22 protein-coding genes and 6 pseudogenes are annotated in these 19,820 nt (G+C 36.8%); 10 read left to right on the top strand and 18 right to left on the bottom strand.

All coding sequences use genetic code 11. The features are described 5' to 3' along the window. The first annotated feature begins 141 nt into the window (after positions 1–141). From ACMX2I_RS11760 to ACMX2I_RS11750, 3 genes are all read left to right on the top strand, one after another. The gene (locus ACMX2I_RS11760) at positions 142–624 is read left to right on the top strand and encodes a DUF2975 domain-containing protein (RefSeq protein ID WP_087993941.1); all 483 of its coding nucleotides are present in this window, start codon (positions 142–144) and stop codon (positions 622–624) included. A 10-nt stretch (positions 625–634) separates the two neighbouring features. Next, positions 635–859, top strand: coding sequence for a helix-turn-helix domain-containing protein (locus ACMX2I_RS11755; protein WP_003220412.1), 225 nt, complete (start codon positions 635–637; stop codon positions 857–859). 88 nt (positions 860–947) lie between these two features. After that, positions 948–1,745 carry a DUF817 domain-containing protein gene (locus ACMX2I_RS11750; protein WP_414957026.1) on the top strand — a complete coding sequence of 266 codons (798 nt, stop codon included), beginning with the start codon at positions 948–950 and terminating at the stop codon, positions 1,743–1,745. A gap of 255 nt (positions 1,746–2,000) precedes the next feature. On the opposite strand, the gene ACMX2I_RS11745 is transcribed toward ACMX2I_RS11750, so the two are convergent. Beyond that, the gene (locus ACMX2I_RS11745; RefSeq protein WP_414957025.1) at positions 2,001–2,873 is read right to left on the bottom strand and encodes a LysR family transcriptional regulator; all 873 of its coding nucleotides are present in this window, start codon (positions 2,871–2,873) and stop codon (positions 2,001–2,003) included. A 100-nt stretch (positions 2,874–2,973) separates the two neighbouring features. On the opposite strand from ACMX2I_RS11745, the gene ACMX2I_RS11740 reads away from it, so the two are divergent. Beyond that, on the top strand, positions 2,974–3,852 hold the full coding sequence (locus ACMX2I_RS11740) for a DMT family transporter (protein WP_414957024.1): 879 nt from the start codon (positions 2,974–2,976) through the stop codon (positions 3,850–3,852). 299 nt (positions 3,853–4,151) lie between these two features. Here ACMX2I_RS11740 and ACMX2I_RS11735 read toward each other — a convergent pair. The 3 genes and pseudogenes from ACMX2I_RS11735 to ACMX2I_RS11725 all read right to left on the bottom strand — a co-directional run bounded on the left by ACMX2I_RS11735 (position 4,152) and on the right by ACMX2I_RS11725 (position 5,182). Continuing rightward, positions 4,152–4,315: pseudogene (locus ACMX2I_RS11735) on the bottom strand (hypothetical protein). A gap of 78 nt (positions 4,316–4,393) precedes the next feature. After that, complete coding sequence (locus ACMX2I_RS11730) at positions 4,394–4,861, bottom strand: hypothetical protein (protein WP_414957023.1); 468 nt, start codon at positions 4,859–4,861, stop codon at positions 4,394–4,396. Between the two features lie 84 nt (positions 4,862–4,945). After that, complete coding sequence (locus ACMX2I_RS11725) at positions 4,946–5,182, bottom strand: permease (protein WP_414957022.1); 237 nt, start codon at positions 5,180–5,182, stop codon at positions 4,946–4,948. Positions 5,183–5,625: 443 nt separating this feature from the next. On the opposite strand from ACMX2I_RS11725, the gene ACMX2I_RS11720 reads away from it, so the two are divergent. Continuing rightward, the gene (locus tag ACMX2I_RS11720) at positions 5,626–5,856 is read left to right on the top strand and encodes a hypothetical protein (RefSeq protein ID WP_414957021.1); all 231 of its coding nucleotides are present in this window, start codon (positions 5,626–5,628) and stop codon (positions 5,854–5,856) included. Between the two features lie 662 nt (positions 5,857–6,518). On the opposite strand, the gene ACMX2I_RS11715 is transcribed toward ACMX2I_RS11720, so the two are convergent. Then, positions 6,519–7,409, bottom strand: a complete 891-nt coding sequence (locus tag ACMX2I_RS11715; RefSeq protein ID WP_087993964.1) for a CPBP family intramembrane glutamic endopeptidase — start codon at positions 7,407–7,409, stop codon at positions 6,519–6,521. A gap of 195 nt (positions 7,410–7,604) precedes the next feature. Then, complete coding sequence (locus tag ACMX2I_RS11710; protein ID WP_414957020.1) at positions 7,605–8,234, bottom strand: type 1 glutamine amidotransferase family protein; 630 nt, start codon at positions 8,232–8,234, stop codon at positions 7,605–7,607. Between the two features lie 159 nt (positions 8,235–8,393). Here ACMX2I_RS11710 and ACMX2I_RS11705 point away from each other — a divergent pair. Next, positions 8,394–8,733, top strand: a pseudogene (locus tag ACMX2I_RS11705) (serine hydrolase); the annotation flags it as partial. Here the strand turns inward: ACMX2I_RS11705 and ACMX2I_RS11700 are convergent. Further along, positions 8,719–9,047, bottom strand: a pseudogene (locus tag ACMX2I_RS11700) (SMI1/KNR4 family protein); the annotation flags it as partial. The pseudogenes ACMX2I_RS11705 and ACMX2I_RS11700 overlap by 15 nt on opposite strands. A 434-nt stretch (positions 9,048–9,481) precedes the next feature. Next, a complete protein-coding gene (locus ACMX2I_RS11695; protein ID WP_289347492.1) occupies positions 9,482–10,102 on the bottom strand; it encodes a lytic polysaccharide monooxygenase in 621 nt (206 codons plus the stop codon). A gap of 653 nt (positions 10,103–10,755) precedes the next feature. On the opposite strand from ACMX2I_RS11695, the gene ACMX2I_RS11690 reads away from it, so the two are divergent. Next, a complete protein-coding gene (locus tag ACMX2I_RS11690; protein ID WP_202327514.1) occupies positions 10,756–11,259 on the top strand; it encodes a DinB family protein in 504 nt (167 codons plus the stop codon). Positions 11,260–11,675: 416 nt separating this feature from the next. Here ACMX2I_RS11690 and ACMX2I_RS11685 read toward each other — a convergent pair whose 3' ends face one another. Further along, on the bottom strand, positions 11,676–12,206 hold the full coding sequence (locus tag ACMX2I_RS11685) for a GNAT family N-acetyltransferase (protein ID WP_414957019.1): 531 nt from the start codon (positions 12,204–12,206) through the stop codon (positions 11,676–11,678). Positions 12,207–12,477: 271 nt separating this feature from the next. Here ACMX2I_RS11685 and ACMX2I_RS11680 point away from each other — a divergent pair, with 271 nt between their 5' ends. Both ACMX2I_RS11680 and ACMX2I_RS11675 read left to right on the top strand, forming a co-directional pair. Further along, on the top strand, positions 12,478–12,633 hold the full coding sequence (locus ACMX2I_RS11680; RefSeq protein ID WP_414958377.1) for a hypothetical protein: 156 nt from the start codon (positions 12,478–12,480) through the stop codon (positions 12,631–12,633). After that, positions 12,623–12,829: an aspartate phosphatase gene (locus tag ACMX2I_RS11675; RefSeq protein ID WP_414957018.1), complete on the top strand. Its 207-nt coding sequence runs from the start codon at positions 12,623–12,625 to the stop codon at positions 12,827–12,829. Before ACMX2I_RS11680 ends, ACMX2I_RS11675 begins: the two co-directional genes overlap by 11 nt. A gap of 10 nt (positions 12,830–12,839) precedes the next feature. Here the strand turns inward: ACMX2I_RS11675 and ACMX2I_RS11670 are convergent. From ACMX2I_RS11670 to ACMX2I_RS11635, 8 genes and pseudogenes are all read right to left on the bottom strand, one after another. Next, positions 12,840–13,135 (bottom strand): annotated as a pseudogene (locus ACMX2I_RS11670) (UV damage repair protein UvrX); the annotation flags it as partial. Between the two features lie 90 nt (positions 13,136–13,225). Further along, positions 13,226–14,164 (bottom strand): sugar-binding transcriptional regulator, encoded by a 939-nt coding sequence (locus ACMX2I_RS11665; protein ID WP_148961632.1) that lies wholly within the window; start codon positions 14,162–14,164, stop codon positions 13,226–13,228. Positions 14,165–14,224: 60 nt separating this feature from the next. Beyond that, entirely contained in the window at positions 14,225–14,581 is a 357-nt protein-coding gene (locus tag ACMX2I_RS11660; RefSeq protein WP_414957017.1) for a PTS glucitol/sorbitol transporter subunit IIA, read from the bottom strand. Positions 14,582–14,616: 35 nt separating this feature from the next. Further along, positions 14,617–15,630, bottom strand: coding sequence for a PTS glucitol/sorbitol transporter subunit IIB (locus tag ACMX2I_RS11655; RefSeq protein ID WP_414958328.1), 1,014 nt, complete (start codon positions 15,628–15,630; stop codon positions 14,617–14,619). Beyond that, positions 15,631–16,086 (bottom strand): annotated as a pseudogene (locus ACMX2I_RS11650) (PTS sorbitol transporter subunit IIB); the annotation flags it as partial. 38 nt (positions 16,087–16,124) lie between these two features. Further along, entirely contained in the window at positions 16,125–16,652 is a 528-nt protein-coding gene (locus ACMX2I_RS11645) for a PTS glucitol/sorbitol transporter subunit IIC (RefSeq protein WP_289347500.1), read from the bottom strand. Positions 16,653–16,673: 21 nt separating this feature from the next. Next, a complete protein-coding gene (locus tag ACMX2I_RS11640; protein ID WP_414957016.1) occupies positions 16,674–17,102 on the bottom strand; it encodes a transcriptional regulator GutM in 429 nt (142 codons plus the stop codon). Between the two features lie 93 nt (positions 17,103–17,195). Beyond that, entirely contained in the window at positions 17,196–18,479 is a 1,284-nt protein-coding gene (locus ACMX2I_RS11635; RefSeq protein ID WP_414957015.1) for an NAD(P)H-dependent oxidoreductase, read from the bottom strand. Between the two features lie 247 nt (positions 18,480–18,726). Here ACMX2I_RS11635 and ACMX2I_RS11630 point away from each other — a divergent pair, with 247 nt between their 5' ends. Further along, complete coding sequence (locus ACMX2I_RS11630) at positions 18,727–19,197, top strand: NUDIX domain-containing protein (RefSeq protein ID WP_414957014.1); 471 nt, start codon at positions 18,727–18,729, stop codon at positions 19,195–19,197. Between the two features lie 124 nt (positions 19,198–19,321). Here the strand turns inward: ACMX2I_RS11630 and ACMX2I_RS11625 are convergent. Continuing rightward, positions 19,322–19,524: pseudogene (locus tag ACMX2I_RS11625) on the bottom strand (UV damage repair protein UvrX); the annotation flags it as partial. Positions 19,525–19,820: the final 296 nt, after the last annotated feature.

The following is a 19,820-nucleotide window of genomic DNA, read 5'->3' as shown; positions in this document are numbered from 1 at the left end:
TTCGCTGCCAAGTTAAAAAAAGACTAAAATAATAAAGATGTAATAACAACAATAAAATAATCTATCTTAATATTTTTTTATTGTAAAACGATAAATATCGTGTTAAATTCAAAATGACAACAAATCAGTGAGGTGCTTTTTATGAATCGAGTCTCAACACTCTTTTTAAAGATTGCCGTAATTCTTATCGGACTTCCGATTCTTGCTTTGTGCATTTTTGCGGTGCCGAAGATAGCCAATTATGCAGCGGAATTAGTTCCAAATATCGCTTATATCAAATATCTCGTTTTCATTTATTTGTATGTAACGGCGATTCCTTTTTACTTTGCTCTTTATCAAGCGTTCAAACTTTTAAGCTATATTGACAAGAACAAAGCTTTCTCAAACATTTCTGTAAGATCTTTAAAGAATATAAAATACTGTGCGGTCACAATCAGTATCTTGTATGCAGCAGGCATGCCGATCTTTTATCTGATGGCCGAGATAGACGACGCCCCGGGTATCATAGTCATCGGATTGGTCATTATTTTTGCTTCAATGGTGATTGCAGTCTTTGCTGCTGTTCTTCAAAAACTGTTAAAAGAAGCGATTGATATAAAATCAGAAAATGACTTGACGGTCTGAGGTGATGAACATGGCAATTATTATCAATATTGATGTGATGCTTGCTAAAAGGAAAATGAGCGTAACAGAGCTTTCGGAGAGAGTCGGCATCACGATGGCTAATCTTTCGATATTGAAAAACGGAAAAGCAAAGGCCATTCGATTATCAACTTTAGAAGCGATTTGTAAGGCTTTAGAATGCCAGCCCGGAGATATTTTGGAATACCGAAGTGATGAAGATACACAAGATTCATAAAGAGGACACGGTACACTATGGACGTAACGCTATATCCATCTATGCGTGCCTTACATATAATCAGAAAAAAAGTTTGGAGGCACATATCATGAGAGCGTTAAAACAACTCTTTCATTTTGGCTGGGAACAGGCCCTTTCGTGTTTGTTTCCTGTCGTTATTTTTGCCTCTTTGGCTATCACACAAATCATCCCTCTTCCCTTCTTGCCGCGGTATGACTGGCTGCTCATCATTTGCGTTTTCATGCAGGGGCTGATGGTGCGTTCCGGGCTTGAAACACGAGATGAATTAAAAGTAATCACCTTGTTCCACCTTATTGGGCTTGCCCTTGAACTTTTCAAAGTCCATATGGGCTCCTGGTCTTATCCAGAAGAAGGATATTCCAAAATGTTCGGGGTGCCTTTGTATAGCGGCTTTATGTACGCAAGTGTGGCCAGTTATCTTTGTCAGGCGTGGAGAAGGCTTAAGGTTGAATTGGTGAAGTGGCCGCCGTTTTTTGCAGTTGTCCCGCTTGGCGCTGCGATCTATTTGAATTTTTTTACCCATCATTTTTCAATTGACATACGCTGGTGGTTATCTGGACTTGTCGTCATTGTCTTTTGGAAAACATGGGTCATATACGAGGTAAATGGAACTCATTACCGTATGCCGCTTGCACTTTCTTTTGTGCTCATTGGATTTTTTATATGGATAGCGGAAAATATCGCAACGTTTTTTGGGGCTTGGACATATCCAAACCAAACCGAGGCATGGAGTCTTGTTCACCTAGGAAAGGTGAGTTCATGGCTTTTGTTAGTGATTGTTAGCTTTCTTATCGTAGCGACGTTAAAACAAGTTAAGGAACAGAATCCCACAAAGACACAGATTGATGAACCTTTTTTAGGTTGAAGTTCTCCTAGCGTATAAAGTACCAAATAAAATGAAAAAGCAACGTTTGAATTGTTGCTTTTTTCTTTTTTTAAACTCTACCGATGAGTATTCATTTTCCTCTAGGGTTAGCTCACAGAATAATTGTGGAGAAATCGTCTTTTGCCATCCTTTAAGAACATCAATAAAGTCTTCGAACACTTTTTATAAAACGTCTTAAACTAAGAGTTTTTAGCTCCTCTTCTAGACTAGAGCCGCCTTATTACGACTACGTATTCAGATGACGACTGTTTTCAATATCTTGATAAACTCATGCGCCGCCGGCGTTATTTCATCAAATGAATGCGCGATGACGCCAATATCACGGGTGATTCGGGGAGAGATGTCTTTTTTGATCAATTGATGCGAAACAGATGAAAGTGTAAAGTTTGAAATAATGCCTATGCCCAAGTTGTTTTTGACCATATTGATCAAGGTTTCGGCATTTTGCACAGTCAAGTTTTCCTTTAATTCAATATGGTGCTGCTGAAACGTATTTGACATTGCAATTTCATGACCGCCTTTGCAAAAAATAAGGTCATCTTGATATGTGTTGAGGTCGACATGCTTTTCCTGTTTTAATTCATCATCTTGCGGAGGGATGACGGCCACCATATAGTCGTTACATAATAGTTGATAGTCAAACGGGTCAAATGGAGATGCCGCGATCCCAATATCAACCGTCCGATCCTCGACCCATCCTTTGATTTGATCGGAGGTCCCCTCGACCAATTCTATGCGGATCAGCGGGTAGTTTGATCTGAATGCCGCAATCGCCTGCGGCATGATATTTGTTGAAACAGCAGGAAATGAACCGATTTTCACCTTCCCGCTTAACAGCTTGTTTTCCCTGTTGGCTACTTGATATATATTGCTTTCAATCCCCTTCATTTGCCTCGCCAGCAGTAAAATTTCCTTTCCGACGTCAGTCAGCATTAAACCATGATGTTTATCCCTGATCAATAATTTGAGCTGGAGCGAGTTTTCGAGGTTTTTTATCGCTTTGCTTACCGCCGGCTGAGAGATGAACAATTCTTTTGCCGCTTCTGTAATGTTCAATTTCTCCCCGACTTTTATAAATATGTGAAGATGGTTCAAATTCATAACCATTTGGTTATACCCCCGATAATAAAAATGTATTTCAGTTATATATAAATGTAACATATGATAGAAACCAGCACGATATTTAAACAAGAAAGGCGGCTTATTAATGGCAAAAGTCATGCTGGGAATCATATCTGTCACACTTATTTGGGGCTATACTTGGGTAGCGATGAAAGTGGGAATTCATGACATTCCCCCGCTTTTGTTTTCTGCATTGCGTCTGTTCATCGGGGCGGTTCCTTTATTTCTCATTCTCTTCATTCAAAGAAAAAAACTTTCAATTGGAAAACAATATGTCAAAAGCTATATCATCATGAGCCTGCTGATGGGCCTGGGCTATATGGGGATCTTAACGTATGGAATGCAGTTTGTCGATTCAGGGAAAACCTCTGTTTTGGTATATACGATGCCTATATGTGTTACGGTGATCAGCCATTTTACATTAAACGAGAAAATGAATGTATATAAAACGATCGGGCTGATAAGCGGCTTCTCCGGACTTTTATTCATATTTGGAAAAGAAATGCTGAATGTCGATCAAAGTGCTTTATTTGGAGAACTGTGCGTCCTTGCGGCAGCGCTTAGCTGGGGAATTGCGAATGTGTTTAGCAAGCTTCAATTCAAGCATATCGATATCATTCATATGAATGCCTGGCATCTACTGATGGGAGCCGTCATGCTGTTGATGTTTTCCTTTATATTGGAGCCGGTCCATTCAGCCGAGTGGTCATATCAGGCGGTTTGGTCATTGCTGTTTAATGGTTTGCTTTCTACAGGCTTTACATTTGTCGTATGGTTTTGGGTGCTCAATCAAATCGAAGCGTCAAAAGCATCCATGGCATTAATGTTCGTTCCCGTTTTGGCTCTATTCTTTGGATGGTTGCAATTGCACGAACAGATCACCATAAACATCATCATCGGCGCACTGCTGATATGCTGCGGCATTTTTATGAATACATTTAAATTATCACGACAGAAAGTGTGATTTTTGTTGACCTCGTATGATAGGAGACGGCTGTTATGAGTGCGTCTTCTAGAATCCTGACTGCAGTCTATTCAACAATGAAAAAAGCTAATGTCTGCATGTGAGACATTAGCTTTAATGGCTGGCGTTTAGGTTGGTGAGCAAGCCACTTGCAGGCAGCTTTACTTGTAAAACCGGGTTGCTTTTTGTAATACAATTGCATAGTGCTTATACTTCGGCAGAATTCAAATAATAATTGCTTATGTATAACATTTTTTTCATCTTGAATTTTTCCAGCTGTCCAAAAAGGATTTTTTTAACTAAAAAGCCTTAAATACTGAATTAAAGAAAAACATCAAGATAATGATGGCTAGTACAATAACAATCTCAAAAGTATGTGAACTGCTATCTTCTTTTTCTTGTCAGCCTTCTCCCTCATTTGTTCCCTATATGTTCTTTGTATTTCATCCTTATTCTTATCCATCTTACTCGACTCCCTTCAAAGTAAAGCCAAGCAATTGAATTAGTAAAAATCAATTATCATCTTTCACATTCATTTTTTTCAATTTTTTTGTGAAAGGTAATTGAAATCACTGTTGCTAATATTGTTAAGCTTGATGTCTTTATTTATCTCTAGTGCATATGGTTTAATGAAATCGACAATAGGTGTCATATTAAAAGGAAAATCAAAGTCCAGCAGCTCAGAATTGGATTTATATACATGCTCTTTAATAAAGAAGTGGCAATCTGGTTTCATGTTTAACAGACCATCTATAAAAGAAAAGGTATCCGCTGTAAAGTTTTCATGAAATCTTTCTTCAGTGAATGCAATGACCTGAATAAAATTTGAGGAACCCTCGTATTCATTTTCATCCTCTATACCAATAAAAACTGGATTATCACACAGCTCTCCTTTTCTTTTTGAATCAACAATTAAGATATAACCGTAAATGTTTGAAGTTTCTTTTTGCAGTACCTGAAAAAACTCGACTTCATTTGTTCTAAAAAGCCTGTAAAATTTTAAATCCATATAAACCTCACTCTTCATATGATGATTTCGCTTCTATTCTCTAACCAAAAAACAGTTTATTCAGAGCTGCTCATTCGTGTTTTCTTATTTTACCTTCTTGTTTAACTTGAAGCCAATCAAGACATTGATAATCGCAACTGGAAAATATAAAATTCCTGCACCCATTATTCCTAACGCAGTACTCGAGCCGACGATAAACGACTGCACTTCTGTACTTCTCGACTTTAGACTAAGTAACACAAGAATTCCCGCTAAGATACCTATAAACCGAGCAACACCTGGTATGAAGAAATCGGTTAAAATTCCAAAAAATTGTCCCATGGTCGATAACAGGATTCCTAGAATACTGGAAATTACAACTAGTTTTTTTATGACTTGTCACCCCTTTTTTAAATCCTTTTCTTTTCAACAAATCCTTCAGCATAATACTTTTCAGTTCACCATCTCTTTCTATACAATAAATTCAACACCTTTTTAATGGCCACATTTGATTTTCCCTTTCTTACTTCACTTGTACATTACACTTCGGTTTAAGCTCACTTCCTGCTATTATCATCTTCTAAGCGCCATGAAGGTAGTTAGTCAAATAAGGTGAACTCTTGCGTGAGCGCCGGCGATTCGGGATTAAAAACAACATTTTTAAATTCATGGTCTTTTTGTTTTACATTTTTTAAAATACTTCTTTTATCTTGATTCCTTAGTCTCTCCAAGGACAGTGCATAACGTGTTAAGTTTTTAATAAAAACTTTGCAAGGAGTGGTTCTTTGCTTAAAGCTTCAAAATTTTTCATTTCATGTGTAGCTTTAATACTGTGCGTGTATTCATTATATAATCAAAGTGTTTTCCTCTTAACCTCTCTCCAAGTACTAGTTGCACTTCTCTTTGTTTTAATGGGGGTGGAGGCACTTTTTAAAAAACAAACGAGTTCTGCGTATTTTTTGTTCGGATCAGCGGCCATTATACTTGTTGTGAACGTAGTTAAATACATGATTTAACTTAAAATGTTCTAATTCCGCAGAAATATAGAACCCCTGAATCAATAATGAAGGCAGCTACAATGCTCTTTATGTAATACTTTGCCTGCTTTTGATTTTTTCTTAAAATAGTTGAGCATGCCCAGTTTGCTCCTCCAATATTTAAAATTAAAACCGGTTTTATTTGTTTCCATTTTTTGGAAACGACATTATCAAAGGCATAATCCGTTTGAAACTTCCCATTAATGGTAATTGTTGCATGTATTTCAAAGAAAAAATGATATATTTAAAAAAATTAAGATTTTCATGACGATCCCTCCGCTCTTTTTTGCTTTATGATATTGTGAAGTTGTTTTATACTCAAAAACTTCAGCTGCAAGCAGATACATCGTGTACCCAGCATTCTTTTGAAAGTCCATGCGAATAAACCTAATACAGTTAACACTAAGATGATCTTAACAATTGTTAAAATAGACATTTTTACTCCTTACTGTTTACCTCGACACTTGCCATCCAAACACTTGCGCTCTAAAATTAGACGAATAATATTAACAACGAATGAGCAAGAAATAAGAATAGAATGGAAAACTCATTTTACATATCTATATTCTCATTAATAAAGGTTTACATTTTCACAGTAAACATTTATATCCTATTGTGCATAAACTGTATTTTTGTTTCTATTAAACACCTTCGCCGTTTCTCTTATTCTTACGCCAACAGCGAGCTATTACTGCTGGTATTAATAGCAGAGTACCGACAAAAAGCAACATACAAAAGATGACAAACAGTGCTCCTGTACCCGGCATAATTTCTTCGTAGGTTATAAAGCGTTCCTCCCCCTGCAGGACGAAAAACCGAGAATTTTCGAGAAAAGCTAGATGAAAGGCGATAGATGTCCATAAACTTCCTGTTACAATACGCAAAAGTTGAAGGATGAATCCAAAAGATAACAATAAAATGATGTAGTCTAATGTGATAGCTGGTGATTCAATTCCTGCTATATATTGCAAACCACCTACAGTTATAGGTGCAAGCACAAATAGGATCGGCTGCAGGAATAAAGCTATAAAACAGTTAAACCGCCTGTTTAGAGCGTAGTACACCGCACCTCGAAAAGTTAATTCCTCTGGAAAAGCTTCATAAAAGAAAGCGATTATCATATTTAAGAGCAATACTGTAACCAAATGACCAGAGAAGTGAAATCGTGTAATGTTGATCCACCCTAATAAATGAGCGATAGCAAATCCAGAACCAGAAAGAATAATCACATACATTGCTCCCATAATGGCTTTCGGAATGGCTTGCCGCCACCCAGACAGTCCGAGAGAGCAGAATGGTCTACTAGAAAACCGTTTAAGAATAATGTAGAGCAACGGGACAGTAACTAGTGTCACTAAGCCTGCTTGGATACCTTGCTGCAAGAGCTTGGAAGCTCCTGCCTGGCGTGCCATTGAACCGACAAAAGTTGCAAAAAACAGCGCAAAAACGAACGTTCCCCAGCTGAAAAAAACAGCCGCCAGCCATTTAAGATGATTGTTTTGTTTTCCGTTTTGGATTTGATGAAATTGCATTTTCATCCCCCTTTCACAGCATGAACAGCATCAAACAAGAAAGCAAATTGAGCAGTCGATCATTAGCTTTCTTATCACAATACGTTCCAGATGCTGTTATTGTTTCAAATTTTTGAATCACCCTGCTTCAATTGTATCGCTTTCTTTCATCATAAAAAAATGCCCCATCATTTCTGGGGCATGGTACTGATTCTATCAATTTACTGTATTCATTAACTCGAAGAAGTATTCGGGTTTTTGGATCTTATTTAGCTTATACCATGCATGCAATGTATCAGGTGCAAATACATCTAATTTTTTCAGTACTTCCATCGCAAATTCCAGGGGAGCTATTCCTGATGCGGTGACCAAATTCTCATCAGATACTGCAGGTTCCATCTCATAAAATGTTTCTCCTTTATAATGAGGACAGACCATTTTTAAATACGCTAAATCATTGCTTGTATGCTTTCTGGAATCTAAGTATCCATAATTCGCGAGGCCCTCGGTTGCACCACAAATGGCAGCAACAATCGTATCAAGTTGTAAAGCTTCGCCAACTTTTTTCAAGATCGGTTGATGAATATCTTCTCCCCAAGTATTCCCTCCGGGTAAAATCAGAAGATCATCACTCTCAAGCGTACACTTATCAAGGGTAATATCTGGTTTTATGCTCAGCCCTCCCATCGTCTTTATCATTTCTTTATGAGCCCCTACTGTAACTACTTTTAGAGGCGCTACATCTTTTTTAAAGTATCTCCCTGAGTTTAGTTCAGCAATTAAATAGCCATATTCCCAGTCTGACATTGTATGAAATACATAGAGATAAACTTTTTTCGTTTGCATCTATTACACTCCCATCACAATTGATCAAGCCCATGAGGATGACTTTCGTGCCATCCTTTTAAATAATGCCCTATGGTGGAAATATATGCAATTATAAAAATCTGCTACGCTTGCCCTATTATCAATGATGTAACATTTCACATAATGCTCACCTTTGTAAAACTTAATGAAGTCACCCACTACAGCAAAGACGATCTTGTTACATATTCTCCAATCACAGAAAAATACGTGGATACAGGCAGCTGCTATTCGTTACAGCGATAATACTGCTGGGAACATATTGTTGCAACAACTTGGCGGCCCTAAAGGTTTCGAAAAGTCACTGAAGCAGATTGGGATCATGTAACCAAGGCAAATCGATTCGAGACGGATCTAACTCTGCAGTTCCTGGGGATATTCGTGATAGAAGCACCACAAAAGTACTAGCAACCGACCTAAAGCTTTTACAGTGGGGCAACAATCTCACGACTGACAAGCCCTGATCTTAACTGATTGGATGCTTCGAACTCGATTCCAAATATTTCGTCCCGTTAAAAGACACTAACATGTCAAACCATATCTCAAAATTGGAATCTAAGTTAACTGCATCTTCAATATTATCAATTGAATCTAGATATAACATATAATCTAATCCTTTTCTTGATCTGTTTGTGTCAATGACATATCTTCCATCATAATGATATTTAGGACGTATCCCTCGGAGAAATTTAGGACTTCATTGTAATCAATAATTCCTTCTGTGCTAAGTAATTCAATACCATCAAACATTTCCATCCCATTATGTTGTAACAAAAACTCTTTATAATCATTAGGGTTTTTAAATAGACTTTTCGAGTACACTTCTATTAAGGTAAAAAAATATCGGCAGATGCACGAACATCTAACCGATCTGTAATAGAATAGCTCCTTAAAAGCTTCACAGCATCCCATTTGATTCTGGAACTTCCATACTCAAACACTTTGTATTCTCTCGGTTCCGTTACATCTTCAGTCGTTGTTACAGTCAACACTTTACTAACTAGTAATGACTAACCTGATACACTAATCGCTTTTCCCGTATAGCTATATCTATTGTTAGCTATTAAAACCGTATCGGTATACACTGTACTAGATGCATTGGCAAATTTTCTAATTATCTCTGTAAACCTCATATTCTTGTCCACTATCAACTGGATCTGACCACATTAATTCAATAGTATTTGCCGTTACTTTTGAGGCATTAAGATTTGTTGGATGGAGGTTCAACATCATCGTGTGAGGTTTACATCAATTACGTTATAAAAGGCATTAGAGGTGTCCGCAACATCCCACACCCCTAGAATGACATGATAACCACTGCGATCAGTTGGTACATAAATCTTATGAGATAGATTCGTATCGGCCCTTGAACCATCGTGATCAACAGTACCAATTAATTCAAACTCATCTCTTGTTAAAGGTTTGTTTGGATTCCAATCTTTCTTGGTTATATAATAGTGCCACTTTGTTGTTGCGTGAGGAGCAGTATAGTGCCAAGTAAAGGTGTTTAGACCCCCACGTATGTTTTGTTTTACCCAATGATCTGCAGTCTGCCTGTCTAACCCAAAATCAATTTGACCCGATCCTCCATTTGCTGATGCAATTTTCCCATCTGGTGGACCCGCTGATGGAAACCCTTTTGGTCCTTCTACCGATTGAGGATTATCAACTACGGAACCATATTTTTGGGTAGCTGCAGTCCAACCAATTATTTGTTTTTCTAATGATCCCATGTACGCTCGACTAGCAGGTTCTTTTATATACCCGTGTGCAGATACATCGCCTGCAAATAAAGTAGCACCAACACCTAGAACAGCAGTTAGAACAGCACCTTTAATAAAACTCTTCATTACTAACTCATTCCTCCCTTTGTTGTAAAATTTTTCTCTTTCCTACTATAATAATTCATTACATGTGAGGTAATCTCCTTCTTTATTTTTGATCACGTGAAATTTAAAGAACTTCATGTTCCCCCAGCTCCTTTGTTCTTCAGCTTATTGACAAACACTCTTTTCATACAGCTTCCATTTTAGTTACAGATACCGAAACACTTTATCAATCTCTTCTTGATCTTTTCAGCAACGCTATAAAACACATATCATCTAAATATCATTTAACCTGCCGCTCATTATTGGTTCTTTATATTTTGAAAGAAATCTTGTATTGAATTTTTAATAAAACAATGCAACTTGAATCAAAACTGCAGCTGGGTTCTTTACTTTGTTATGTTCTTTCCCCTGAATCGTCTCTAATTAAAAACAAGACATGTTCCCCTTGCTTTTTAAAACACTTGTTTTATTCAAAATCGTTTAGTTTGGTTTTGATTTCATGTATTTTAAATGTAAATTTGAAATACAGTCTTGACGTTTATTTAAGAATGTCTCGATGCCTTTTTTCCTTGGATCATTCTTGCCTAAAATTTTGTTCTGTTTAACTAAACGGGGCACTATAATTGAACTATAGGTTCATAGAAAGAAAACAAAATATTATAAGGAGGAATTTTGTGTTTCAAACCTTAAATCATTTTTTAAAATCTTGGGAGTTCGAAGCCGGTGCAACACAGAAAATACTAAATAGTTTAACTGATGAATCACTTAAACAGGAAATAACTTCAGAAAGTTGGACTTTAGGCCGTATTGCTTGGCATACTGTTGCTGCCATTCGCATCATTACCTCAAACACAGACTTAACGTTTCATGCCCCAGCTGAAGATTATCCTGTTCCTACTTCGGCTCAGTTTATAGCAGACAGTTATCATCAAGCCAGTAATGCATTTGTAGAGGCATTAAAAACCCAATGGACTGACTATACACTCCAAGAACGTATCAACTTTATTGGGCAACAATTGCCGAATGGTTCACTTTTGATGTTTTTAATTCAACATCAAAATCACCATCGAGGACAAATGACTGTTCTTATGAGACAAGCAGGGTTAAGTGTTCCAGGTATTTATGGTCCAGCAAAAGAGGAATGGACAAAATTTGGTTTGGAACCCCCGCAAATGTAATAAAAAGAAATTAACCAAGCATGTTTTGATCAATCTTATTTCAAAACATGTTCTTTTCTTTTGTTCATTTATCTGTTGTTATTAACATAAATTTGATTAATTTTTATTCCAAAACTAGACTAACTAAATAATATTGCCTGCGTGATCAGGATTATTCGACTTCATCCATTTTTGCTTAAGATCAGCTTTTCCCATTGTTTACACTTTATTTGACCTCACATTATTTTATCCATACTTTTCACATCTCTTTTCTGATTAAAATTATTGTTTTATTGAGATTCCTCATTAAAAAAAGCGCTCTGCTTTATGCTGCAGGTGCGCTTCATCTCTCAATATATGAACATAAGGTGCTATTTTGTTTGTATCGCCAATGTTGCTGCATTCAATAATAGAACCTTTTATTCAAGAGGTAAGAATTAAAAACTCTTAATAGTTCTCTTCCACTCTTCCTTTAAAATAGCGTAATAATATTCATCCCACCATTCATTGTCTTTGGGAATACATTTTTTAAAAAAGCCTTCTCTTCTCATACCGATTTTCTCCATAACTCGGTATGATGGAATATTCTCAGGCTGACACGTAGCTATAATCCTATGTAAGTTCATTTCTTTAAATCCATATTCCAAGATAGCTTGTGCTGCTTCAGAAGCGTACCCTCTATTTTGATAATTTGGATTAAACACCCACCCAATCTCATATGTATGTTCACCAAAATACTTATAAAAAACAATATGACCTATAAGATAATCTTCATCTATTAGTACTACAGGAAATTTTTCAGCGTTATCACCTTTGTTTTTATTTACAAATTTTTTAGCATCTTCTTCAGTAAAAACCCCTTCTGGTATGTACTTCATAACATTAATATCTGATGTATACTCATATACAGCTTGCCAATCATTTAATTCAAATTCACGTATCAATAACCTTTTTGTTGTTATATACATTAAAGTGACTCCCATCAAAAGTACTTAAACTTAATGTTTATTTCAATATTAAGACAACAATAACCTCTTTAAATACTATTCTTATTCAACAACTCAAGAAATCTCTGACCAGTGAACAGGCCATGGGATATGATTCATCACAATAAAAGCCCCGCCCTTCTCTTTAATGGGGGGATATTTTTTTGTTTTTTAAGGTAACATTAATCTTCCTTATACGTTTAAATATGATAAAATTTTACATATTAAGATAATTAATCTAGGAGGGATTCTGTTGGAACAAATGATCTTTTCTTCCAAGGTCGGAGTGAAAATGAATGAGTGGTACAAATACATAAGAATGAACCATGAAGAGGCCGTTACTTTTTATGAGAAAGCGCTTTATGCCCGCAAACAAATTCAGCGAGGGGATTGTCTTTATGAAACTTAAACATGCATCTGTCTTAATTTTAGCCATTGTTTTAATTGGATTTGCTAGCATTTATTTAACTATCACTCAAAAAGATGTCCAGGAAGCACGTAGAGGTCATACAGCCAGTATTGGTTATACTGATAGTCATTCGTTTGGGGTTTCTAGTAGAGGTCATACATCTAAAATATGTATTAATTCCCCTTCTAAATTTTGAAGAGGTTTTATTAAAATTTTTGTCCGCCAGTAAGTCCAGCTCTGTGAAATACTGTTCCAGCAGGTGTATAAGAACCTGCTCTCAGGATCGCTTTTGATCCGTATTACTTCTAATCCCATCCATAACGAATCCAAGCTTTCTTCTCTTTTCGTTAGCCAATTCAAATAAACTCAACTGCTGATTAACATATCCTCAATATTTGATAACATGACTGAGTTACTTCGTACAGAAAAACTTCTTAGAGAGCATTAAGCAGCATCTATAAATATCAAAGGTGATATTTGTGGGAAGATTAAATGTCTTCGACCATAAAGCAAAATAATAAATCATTCCTCTTTCCAATTTTCTAAAAATAAAGGGATGATTTTAAGAAATATCTCATCCCTTTATTTTTAATTAATCCAATAAAGCCTGTGCTGTTTGTTCATCTGTCACCAATACATGGACTAACTTGCCTTCCAATGCTGCTTTTATTGCCTGCACTTTTTCTAATCCACAAGCCACTCCAATAACAAGTGGAATCTCCCTTAATTGATCTAATTCCAACGCAATCACTCTTTCATTCCATGAACTAAGAGATGAGCGGCCATTTTCATCAATGAAATTATAACAAATGTCTCCGACGACATCCGTATGATCAAAATACTCCTGATGTTCCTGACCTAGATAAGACTTCACCATAGTTGAATGTTCAGGAGTTCCCCCGATTCCAACAATCGCTATATGGGATTTGGATGATAAGTTAAAAATGTCTTGTATAGAAGTTTGCCTCATAAATATGTCTTTTGCTTCTTTAGAATCTACCATTACGGGAGCATGAAGAAGCTTGTATTGTGCTTGTAGACTCTCTGCTAGCTTAGCTACAATATGATTAGCATGTATATCTACCCGTTCGTTTCCCATTCCTCCAACTAGCGGAACAAATGTAGCGGACGGATAGGGCTGGCTAGAGGTCATGGCCTTCGCAACTTCATATAAAGTGGTTCCTGCGGAGACCCCTATCGTTTGCCCGTCTCTCATAACTCGCAACAAGTATTTACATGCTGCAGATCCCAATCTGCTTTTCGAGGATTCGCCTCCCAGATTGGGAATGCATACGACTTCACGCAATCCATATAAACGTTCAACTTTTCCTTCGAGTTTTCTATAAGGATGTATCATTTCATCATGAATAATAATTTCTACGATTCCCAAATCTCTTGCTTTTGAAAGATATTTAGATATAAGAGAGCGACTTACACCGATTTCTTCCGCAATCTGTGATTGATTATGTCCTTCCTCATAGTACATGTGAGCTATTTTAACAAACAACCTATTATCTTCAGGTAAGTTCAAATTCGTAACTCCTTTTTTTCTTAATATGTGATCAGATCTCTAGGGGCTCTTATGACATTATTATTTAAATTCAATGACACTGCCATTTTTAACTTGCGGAAGCACGTACGGGCTTGCAAACACAGCACCAGGAAGAACTTCTCCGTTAGGCTCGTTGAAGTAAATAGAAATATGACCAAGTTCCTTTAAATTGTTATTGGCTGCGGATCCTACAGCAGTAATACTAAATTCTTGATCATCAACTTTTAGAATATGCCCTTCTTTAATCGGGCTTTCTGATTGATCTTCTTTAACCTCATGAATGACAGCCACGTCTCTTAACCCCTCTGGTGTTTGTGGCCCAAATAAAATCATTATCTTTTCTTCCTCAAAGGATAAAGCTAATTCTCCAATTTCTTTTACAATTGACTTATACATACTCATACCTCCATTTGATAATCATTTTAAATTTATTAAAACATTCCAATACTTGCGACATATGCAATTATAACAGCAAGAACCCCAGTGATAAGACGACTATATAAAACTGCTGGTACACCATATTGTACCGTTTCTGCTTTCGCCTCGCCAAGCGACAAACCAACTGGTATAAAGTCAGCTCCCACTTGGGCATTAATAGCAAATAAAGCCGGCAAGGCAAATTGAGGCGGAATATTTCCTTTAGCGATTTCAGTTCCAATTAAGACTCCTATAATTTGGGCTATAACGGAACCTGGTCCGAGCACTGGCGATAGGAATGGTAAGGTACAAACAAATGCCAGAATGATTAATCCCCACAAAGAACCAGCCAAAGGTGACAAGATGTGAGCCATAGCATCGCCAATACCTGTGTAGTTAATTATCCCAATGAGCATACTCACAAAAGCCATAAATGGAATGATGTTTTTGATAAGCATGTCTATTGAATCTCGACCAGCTTGATAAAAGGTTCCTGTTACTTTTCCAATTCCTTTCGAAAATCTCATCAGGAAGTTATCTCTATCTTCTCGCTCTTCTTTTTTTACATCATTCTTACTCACATTTTCCTTCTCATTTGTATTGAGTTGGCTAGGTTCTGATGTACCTTGGGATTCTGATGGGATTTCTGCTTGCTCGCCAGCCAACCTGATTTCTTTTTCTGTAACACCAGAAACAAAGATATCTTCTTTAATATGTTTAGCCAACGGACCTGAAGGTGAAGATGGAAGGACATCCACTGTAGGAATGCGTTTCATCGGATAAAGTCCAATTCTTGCTGTTCCCCCACAATCAATAACAACACACATCATTTCATCTTCTGGAACTGAATTTTTAAAGCCGTCTATAGCTTCTGTTCCCGATACCTGAGCAATCTTTCTTGCGACTGGGTGAATCCCTCCGCCTGTAATAGAAACAACCTTCGTCTTTTTTCCATGAGGTTCAATCCTTAGGCCTGTTCCCCAGCCACCAGAACCTTTTTCAACAAAAATTGCACGTTGCTTATTCATCTTATTAGGATTTTCTTTATGACTTGTGTTGATTTGACTAGCTTCCGATGTCTCTTCAGTTTCTGAAAGGCCCTCTGCTTGCTCGTCAGCTAATCTGATTTCTTTTTCTGTAACACCAGAAACAAAGATATCTTCTTTAATATGTTTAGCCAACGGACCTGAAGGTGAAGATGGAAGGACATCCACTGTAGGAATGCGTTTCATCGGATAAAGTCCAATTCTTGCTGTTCCCCCACAATCAATAACAACACACATCATTTCATCTTCTGGAACTGAATTTTTAAAGCCGTCTATAGCTTCTGTTCCCGATACCTGAGCGATCTTTCTTGCGACTGGGTGAATCCCTCCGCCTGTAATAGAAACAACCTTCGTCCTTTTTCCTTTAGGTTCAATTCTTAGACCTGTTCCCCAACCACCAGAACCTTTATCCACAAAGATTGCACGCTGTTTATTCATGATCGTTCCCCCTTGAGTCATGGTGATTTCTCCTTCAATTAAGAATTCGCTTCCATTCTATTAGCCAGATATTTTGTGATAAGTTCAGTAATAACCCCGCGTAAAAGCATGATGACAATCGCTATTAGGAAATAGCGAACGGCAAGATCAGACATAGGGTAACCAGCCTCTTTTATCCCGTTAGCAATTCCTAAATAGACGAAAAGCTCTCCTGCATTTGCGTAAGGGAATAAAGCTGTAACAGGATGAAAGAAAGTAACTAGTGAATCGAAAAACGCTGGTTTTTGTTTTTCTGGTAAAAACCTTCCAAAGGTATAAGCCATCGGGTTTGTTAATAGTAAGATTGATAGGATAGGCATTAATGTATATCTTAATAACGTATACTTTGCGGCGAACTGAATAACCTTATTGACTCTTTCTTCTCCTATGAACTTAATCATTGCATAGGTAAATGTTAGTAGTACAACTAGAGTAGGAACTATTCCAGTCATTAAATCCATAAACTGTTTACCACCGGCATCAAACATTCCTATAAAGTGTTCGCCGAACCATTGAATCCATTCCATAGAAATCAACACTCCTTTCCATTAAAGCATAGAGATATTTTTTGTAGAAATTGACAATAATGCATTTTCTGCAGCCTTTGAAAGGGCTGTATTAATTGCTGGTAATCGCCTATAATTCCCTTTTTGATTTGTTTTACATTCTTGTAAATCATCTAATACAGTTCCTATATGTTGCCCCTTATATTTACTTATTTCTTTAAATTTAGATAAAACTGAATAACCATTGACCACATGGCATTCCTGAATGATATAGTGACTATCAACGACAAGCATAGCAATGGCTCCAGGTCGAAACTTTCTTCTTTCCGTACCAGAAAATAAATAATATCCTTGTTTTTCTCTGTAAGTGCTTACAATCTCACTCATACTCTTTCTATAATAACGAACTTGTATGAAGGTAAATACATATTGAACGACTAGCAAAAAGCAGAGAATGAAAACAAATCTCATAGGATGTCATGCCCCTTTTTAAGTTCTATTTGGAAGAAAAAGGGCGCGGACAAAACTCTTTTTCAGAAAGAGTTTTGCTGCACGCCTATGAACTTACAAAGTAGTTACAATTTTACTATCAGCCGTCTCTGCCGGGAATAAACTATCTTGTAGCGATCTTAATTTCCAAACTGTTGTTGTAGGGTCTAATTCTACATCATCAGTTGTTAAGAATTGGCCTTGACGAATATCTTTTTTCGCCACAACATTTCCGCTGATTAAACCAATTGGAATATGATTATTTCGCTTCAAATCTTGATGAGTTTCAAGAACCCCGCGTACAGAGTAACCCCCAATACCATCTAGTGCTTCTCCGGCTTTCATATCACGTTTTGCAACGGCAACCGTATCAGAAATAGGAGCCCCTAGTGGTTGAATAGATCCTTCATTTTGTAAAACAGCTTTTGCGATAGTAATCGGCGTTTCTAAACTAGCTAAATGATATGGTCGATATAAAATGTGATGGTCTCTTTCCCCTTTTTTCAATAAGTAATCCAACTCATGCGCTACAGCATCATTTTGCCCTTTTACAATTACAAATACTCCAGGTGCAAGCCCATCTACATAATCAACTACCCCAAAATGATTTAACATCCCACCATTTTCTTTAAGGTCTAAATCTTTAATAACTGAATCTAGATCTCCAGAAATCCCATGCATTCCAACTACATCCGGTACAAATCCAATAGCATTAGACAATAAATTCATTTCAGCCATTGTCTTAGTACCATCTTGGAAAGCAGTAAGCATATGAGAAGCCATTTTTTTCTTATTTGCTTCTTCTTGCGCAGTGCTAGGGTTTGCTGTGACATTTAATTTATTATTTTTCCCTTTGCCAGCAACCAGAACTTCCATTCCCATCGTTTTGGCAAATTCAAATAATTCAAGTATTGCCGCCGGCTCATCCCCAGCAGAACCACTGTAAACTAGGCCAGCATTAGTAAACATTTGATGCATTACTGAACCGATAGTAATATCCACTTCTACATTCAATAAGACAAGATGCTTTTTAGACCTTAAGGCTTCAAGTGAAATGTTGGCTCCTACTTCTGGAACCCCTGTTGCATCAACGACGACTTCTATATTGGCAGATTGAATAACTTCACGAAAATCATTTGTTACCATAATGGATTCTTTTCTGGAGGACTGTGAATTATAGTAATTTGCAGCTCTTTCTGCTGCTTCAATATTTATATCACTAATTCCAGTTACGCTCATACCAGGAATATGAGAGATTTGACCAATCATCCCAAATCCCATTTGTCCAGCACCGATGACTCCTACTTTAATCGGCTCGTTGGCACGTTCTCTTTCTAAAAGTTGTTGATAAATTGACATATGTTACATCCCCTTTGTGAAAATTCGAAAAATTAAAATCGTAAAACGTTTACATTTTGAATATAAAACAACCTGCATATCATGCTATCAACAATTAACATTAGTTACACAACATATCAAATAGAGTTTTTCTGTAACATTTGTTACGTCGTTTAACATTTGTTAATTGTTGTGAGTTTATTGTAGAATGTTATGAAAAGGCTGTCAATAAAAAATGAAGAATATAAGAAAGGTTGTATGTAACAAAATGAATAGAATCGATTATTATTACAATGATGATGCTCCAAAACCACTAAAAATTGTTCCTGCTGTCTCGGCTGTCGTTCTTCATAAGGAAAGAGAAATCCTACTTCAGGAACGTGTTGATAACGGAAAATGGTCTTTACCTGGTGGCAATGTTGAACCGGGAGAAACAGTGGAAGATGCCATAAAAAGGGAGGTTATGGAGGAAACTGGTTTAGATATAGCAGTAAAACATCTAGTTGGCGTATACAGTGATCCCAATCATGTTATCGCATATCAAGATGGAGAAGTTCGCCAACAGTTCTCCCTTTGTTTTTTATGTGAAAAGACAGGCGGAAACATAGCAGCGAGTAATGAATCAAAAAAAGTAGAATTTATTTCGATAAGCGAATTGGATATATTGAATATTCACATTACTCAGAAGATAAGAATTCAGGACGCTCTCTGTGGAAACACTAAAGCCTTTATACGATAGCTCAAGCCAAGAATTATAAAATCTCGATAGTCGTTAATAAGGGGATGCTAACTTATTTTGTATTCAGTGTCGTGATGAGACTCTCCATGTTATTTCTTATATCAATAATAAAATGAAAAGCGTTGAATGCGAAGAATGTCATCGTATACACAGAATAAAGATAGATATCGTGAAATAATTTCACAAAGAGATTTACGAGATGTATTCTTGGATCTTCAGCTATCATAAAAAGTACCGAGCCTGTTTTGATTCGAAAATCTTTTTTAAGTTCAGAGATGCAGCTAACACTACACTTCCCTGTCTCTCCGTATTCTTTACAACAGCAAGTTCATAAATAAAAAATAGACCTCCCTTGAGTTAGGAATCTTCAAGGGTTAGGTCTACACAGATTGACCATTGAGCAAGCCATTTGATGGGCAGCTTTTTGACAAAGCCGGGGTGTTGCTGTTCCTCGGTCTTTTTATTTTGTGCATTTCCAACAATTGCGATTCTTTTTCTTATTGGAATTACCTTTATCCTATTTATCCTTGTCCGATCATATAACCTTCCAATTAGCAGTCAACCAGAATACTATTGATGTTCTTCAGATAAATCCTCATATTTCCGTTCCTCTTCAAGTTCTT

Source organism: Bacillus sp. SW14 (genome assembly GCF_047608225.1).
In the GTDB taxonomy this organism is placed as follows: domain Bacteria; phylum Bacillota; class Bacilli; order Bacillales; family Bacillaceae; genus Bacillus; species Bacillus subtilis_G.
Note: the sequence above shows the minus strand (reverse complement) of the source record. Positions and strands in the feature narration are given on the sequence as shown.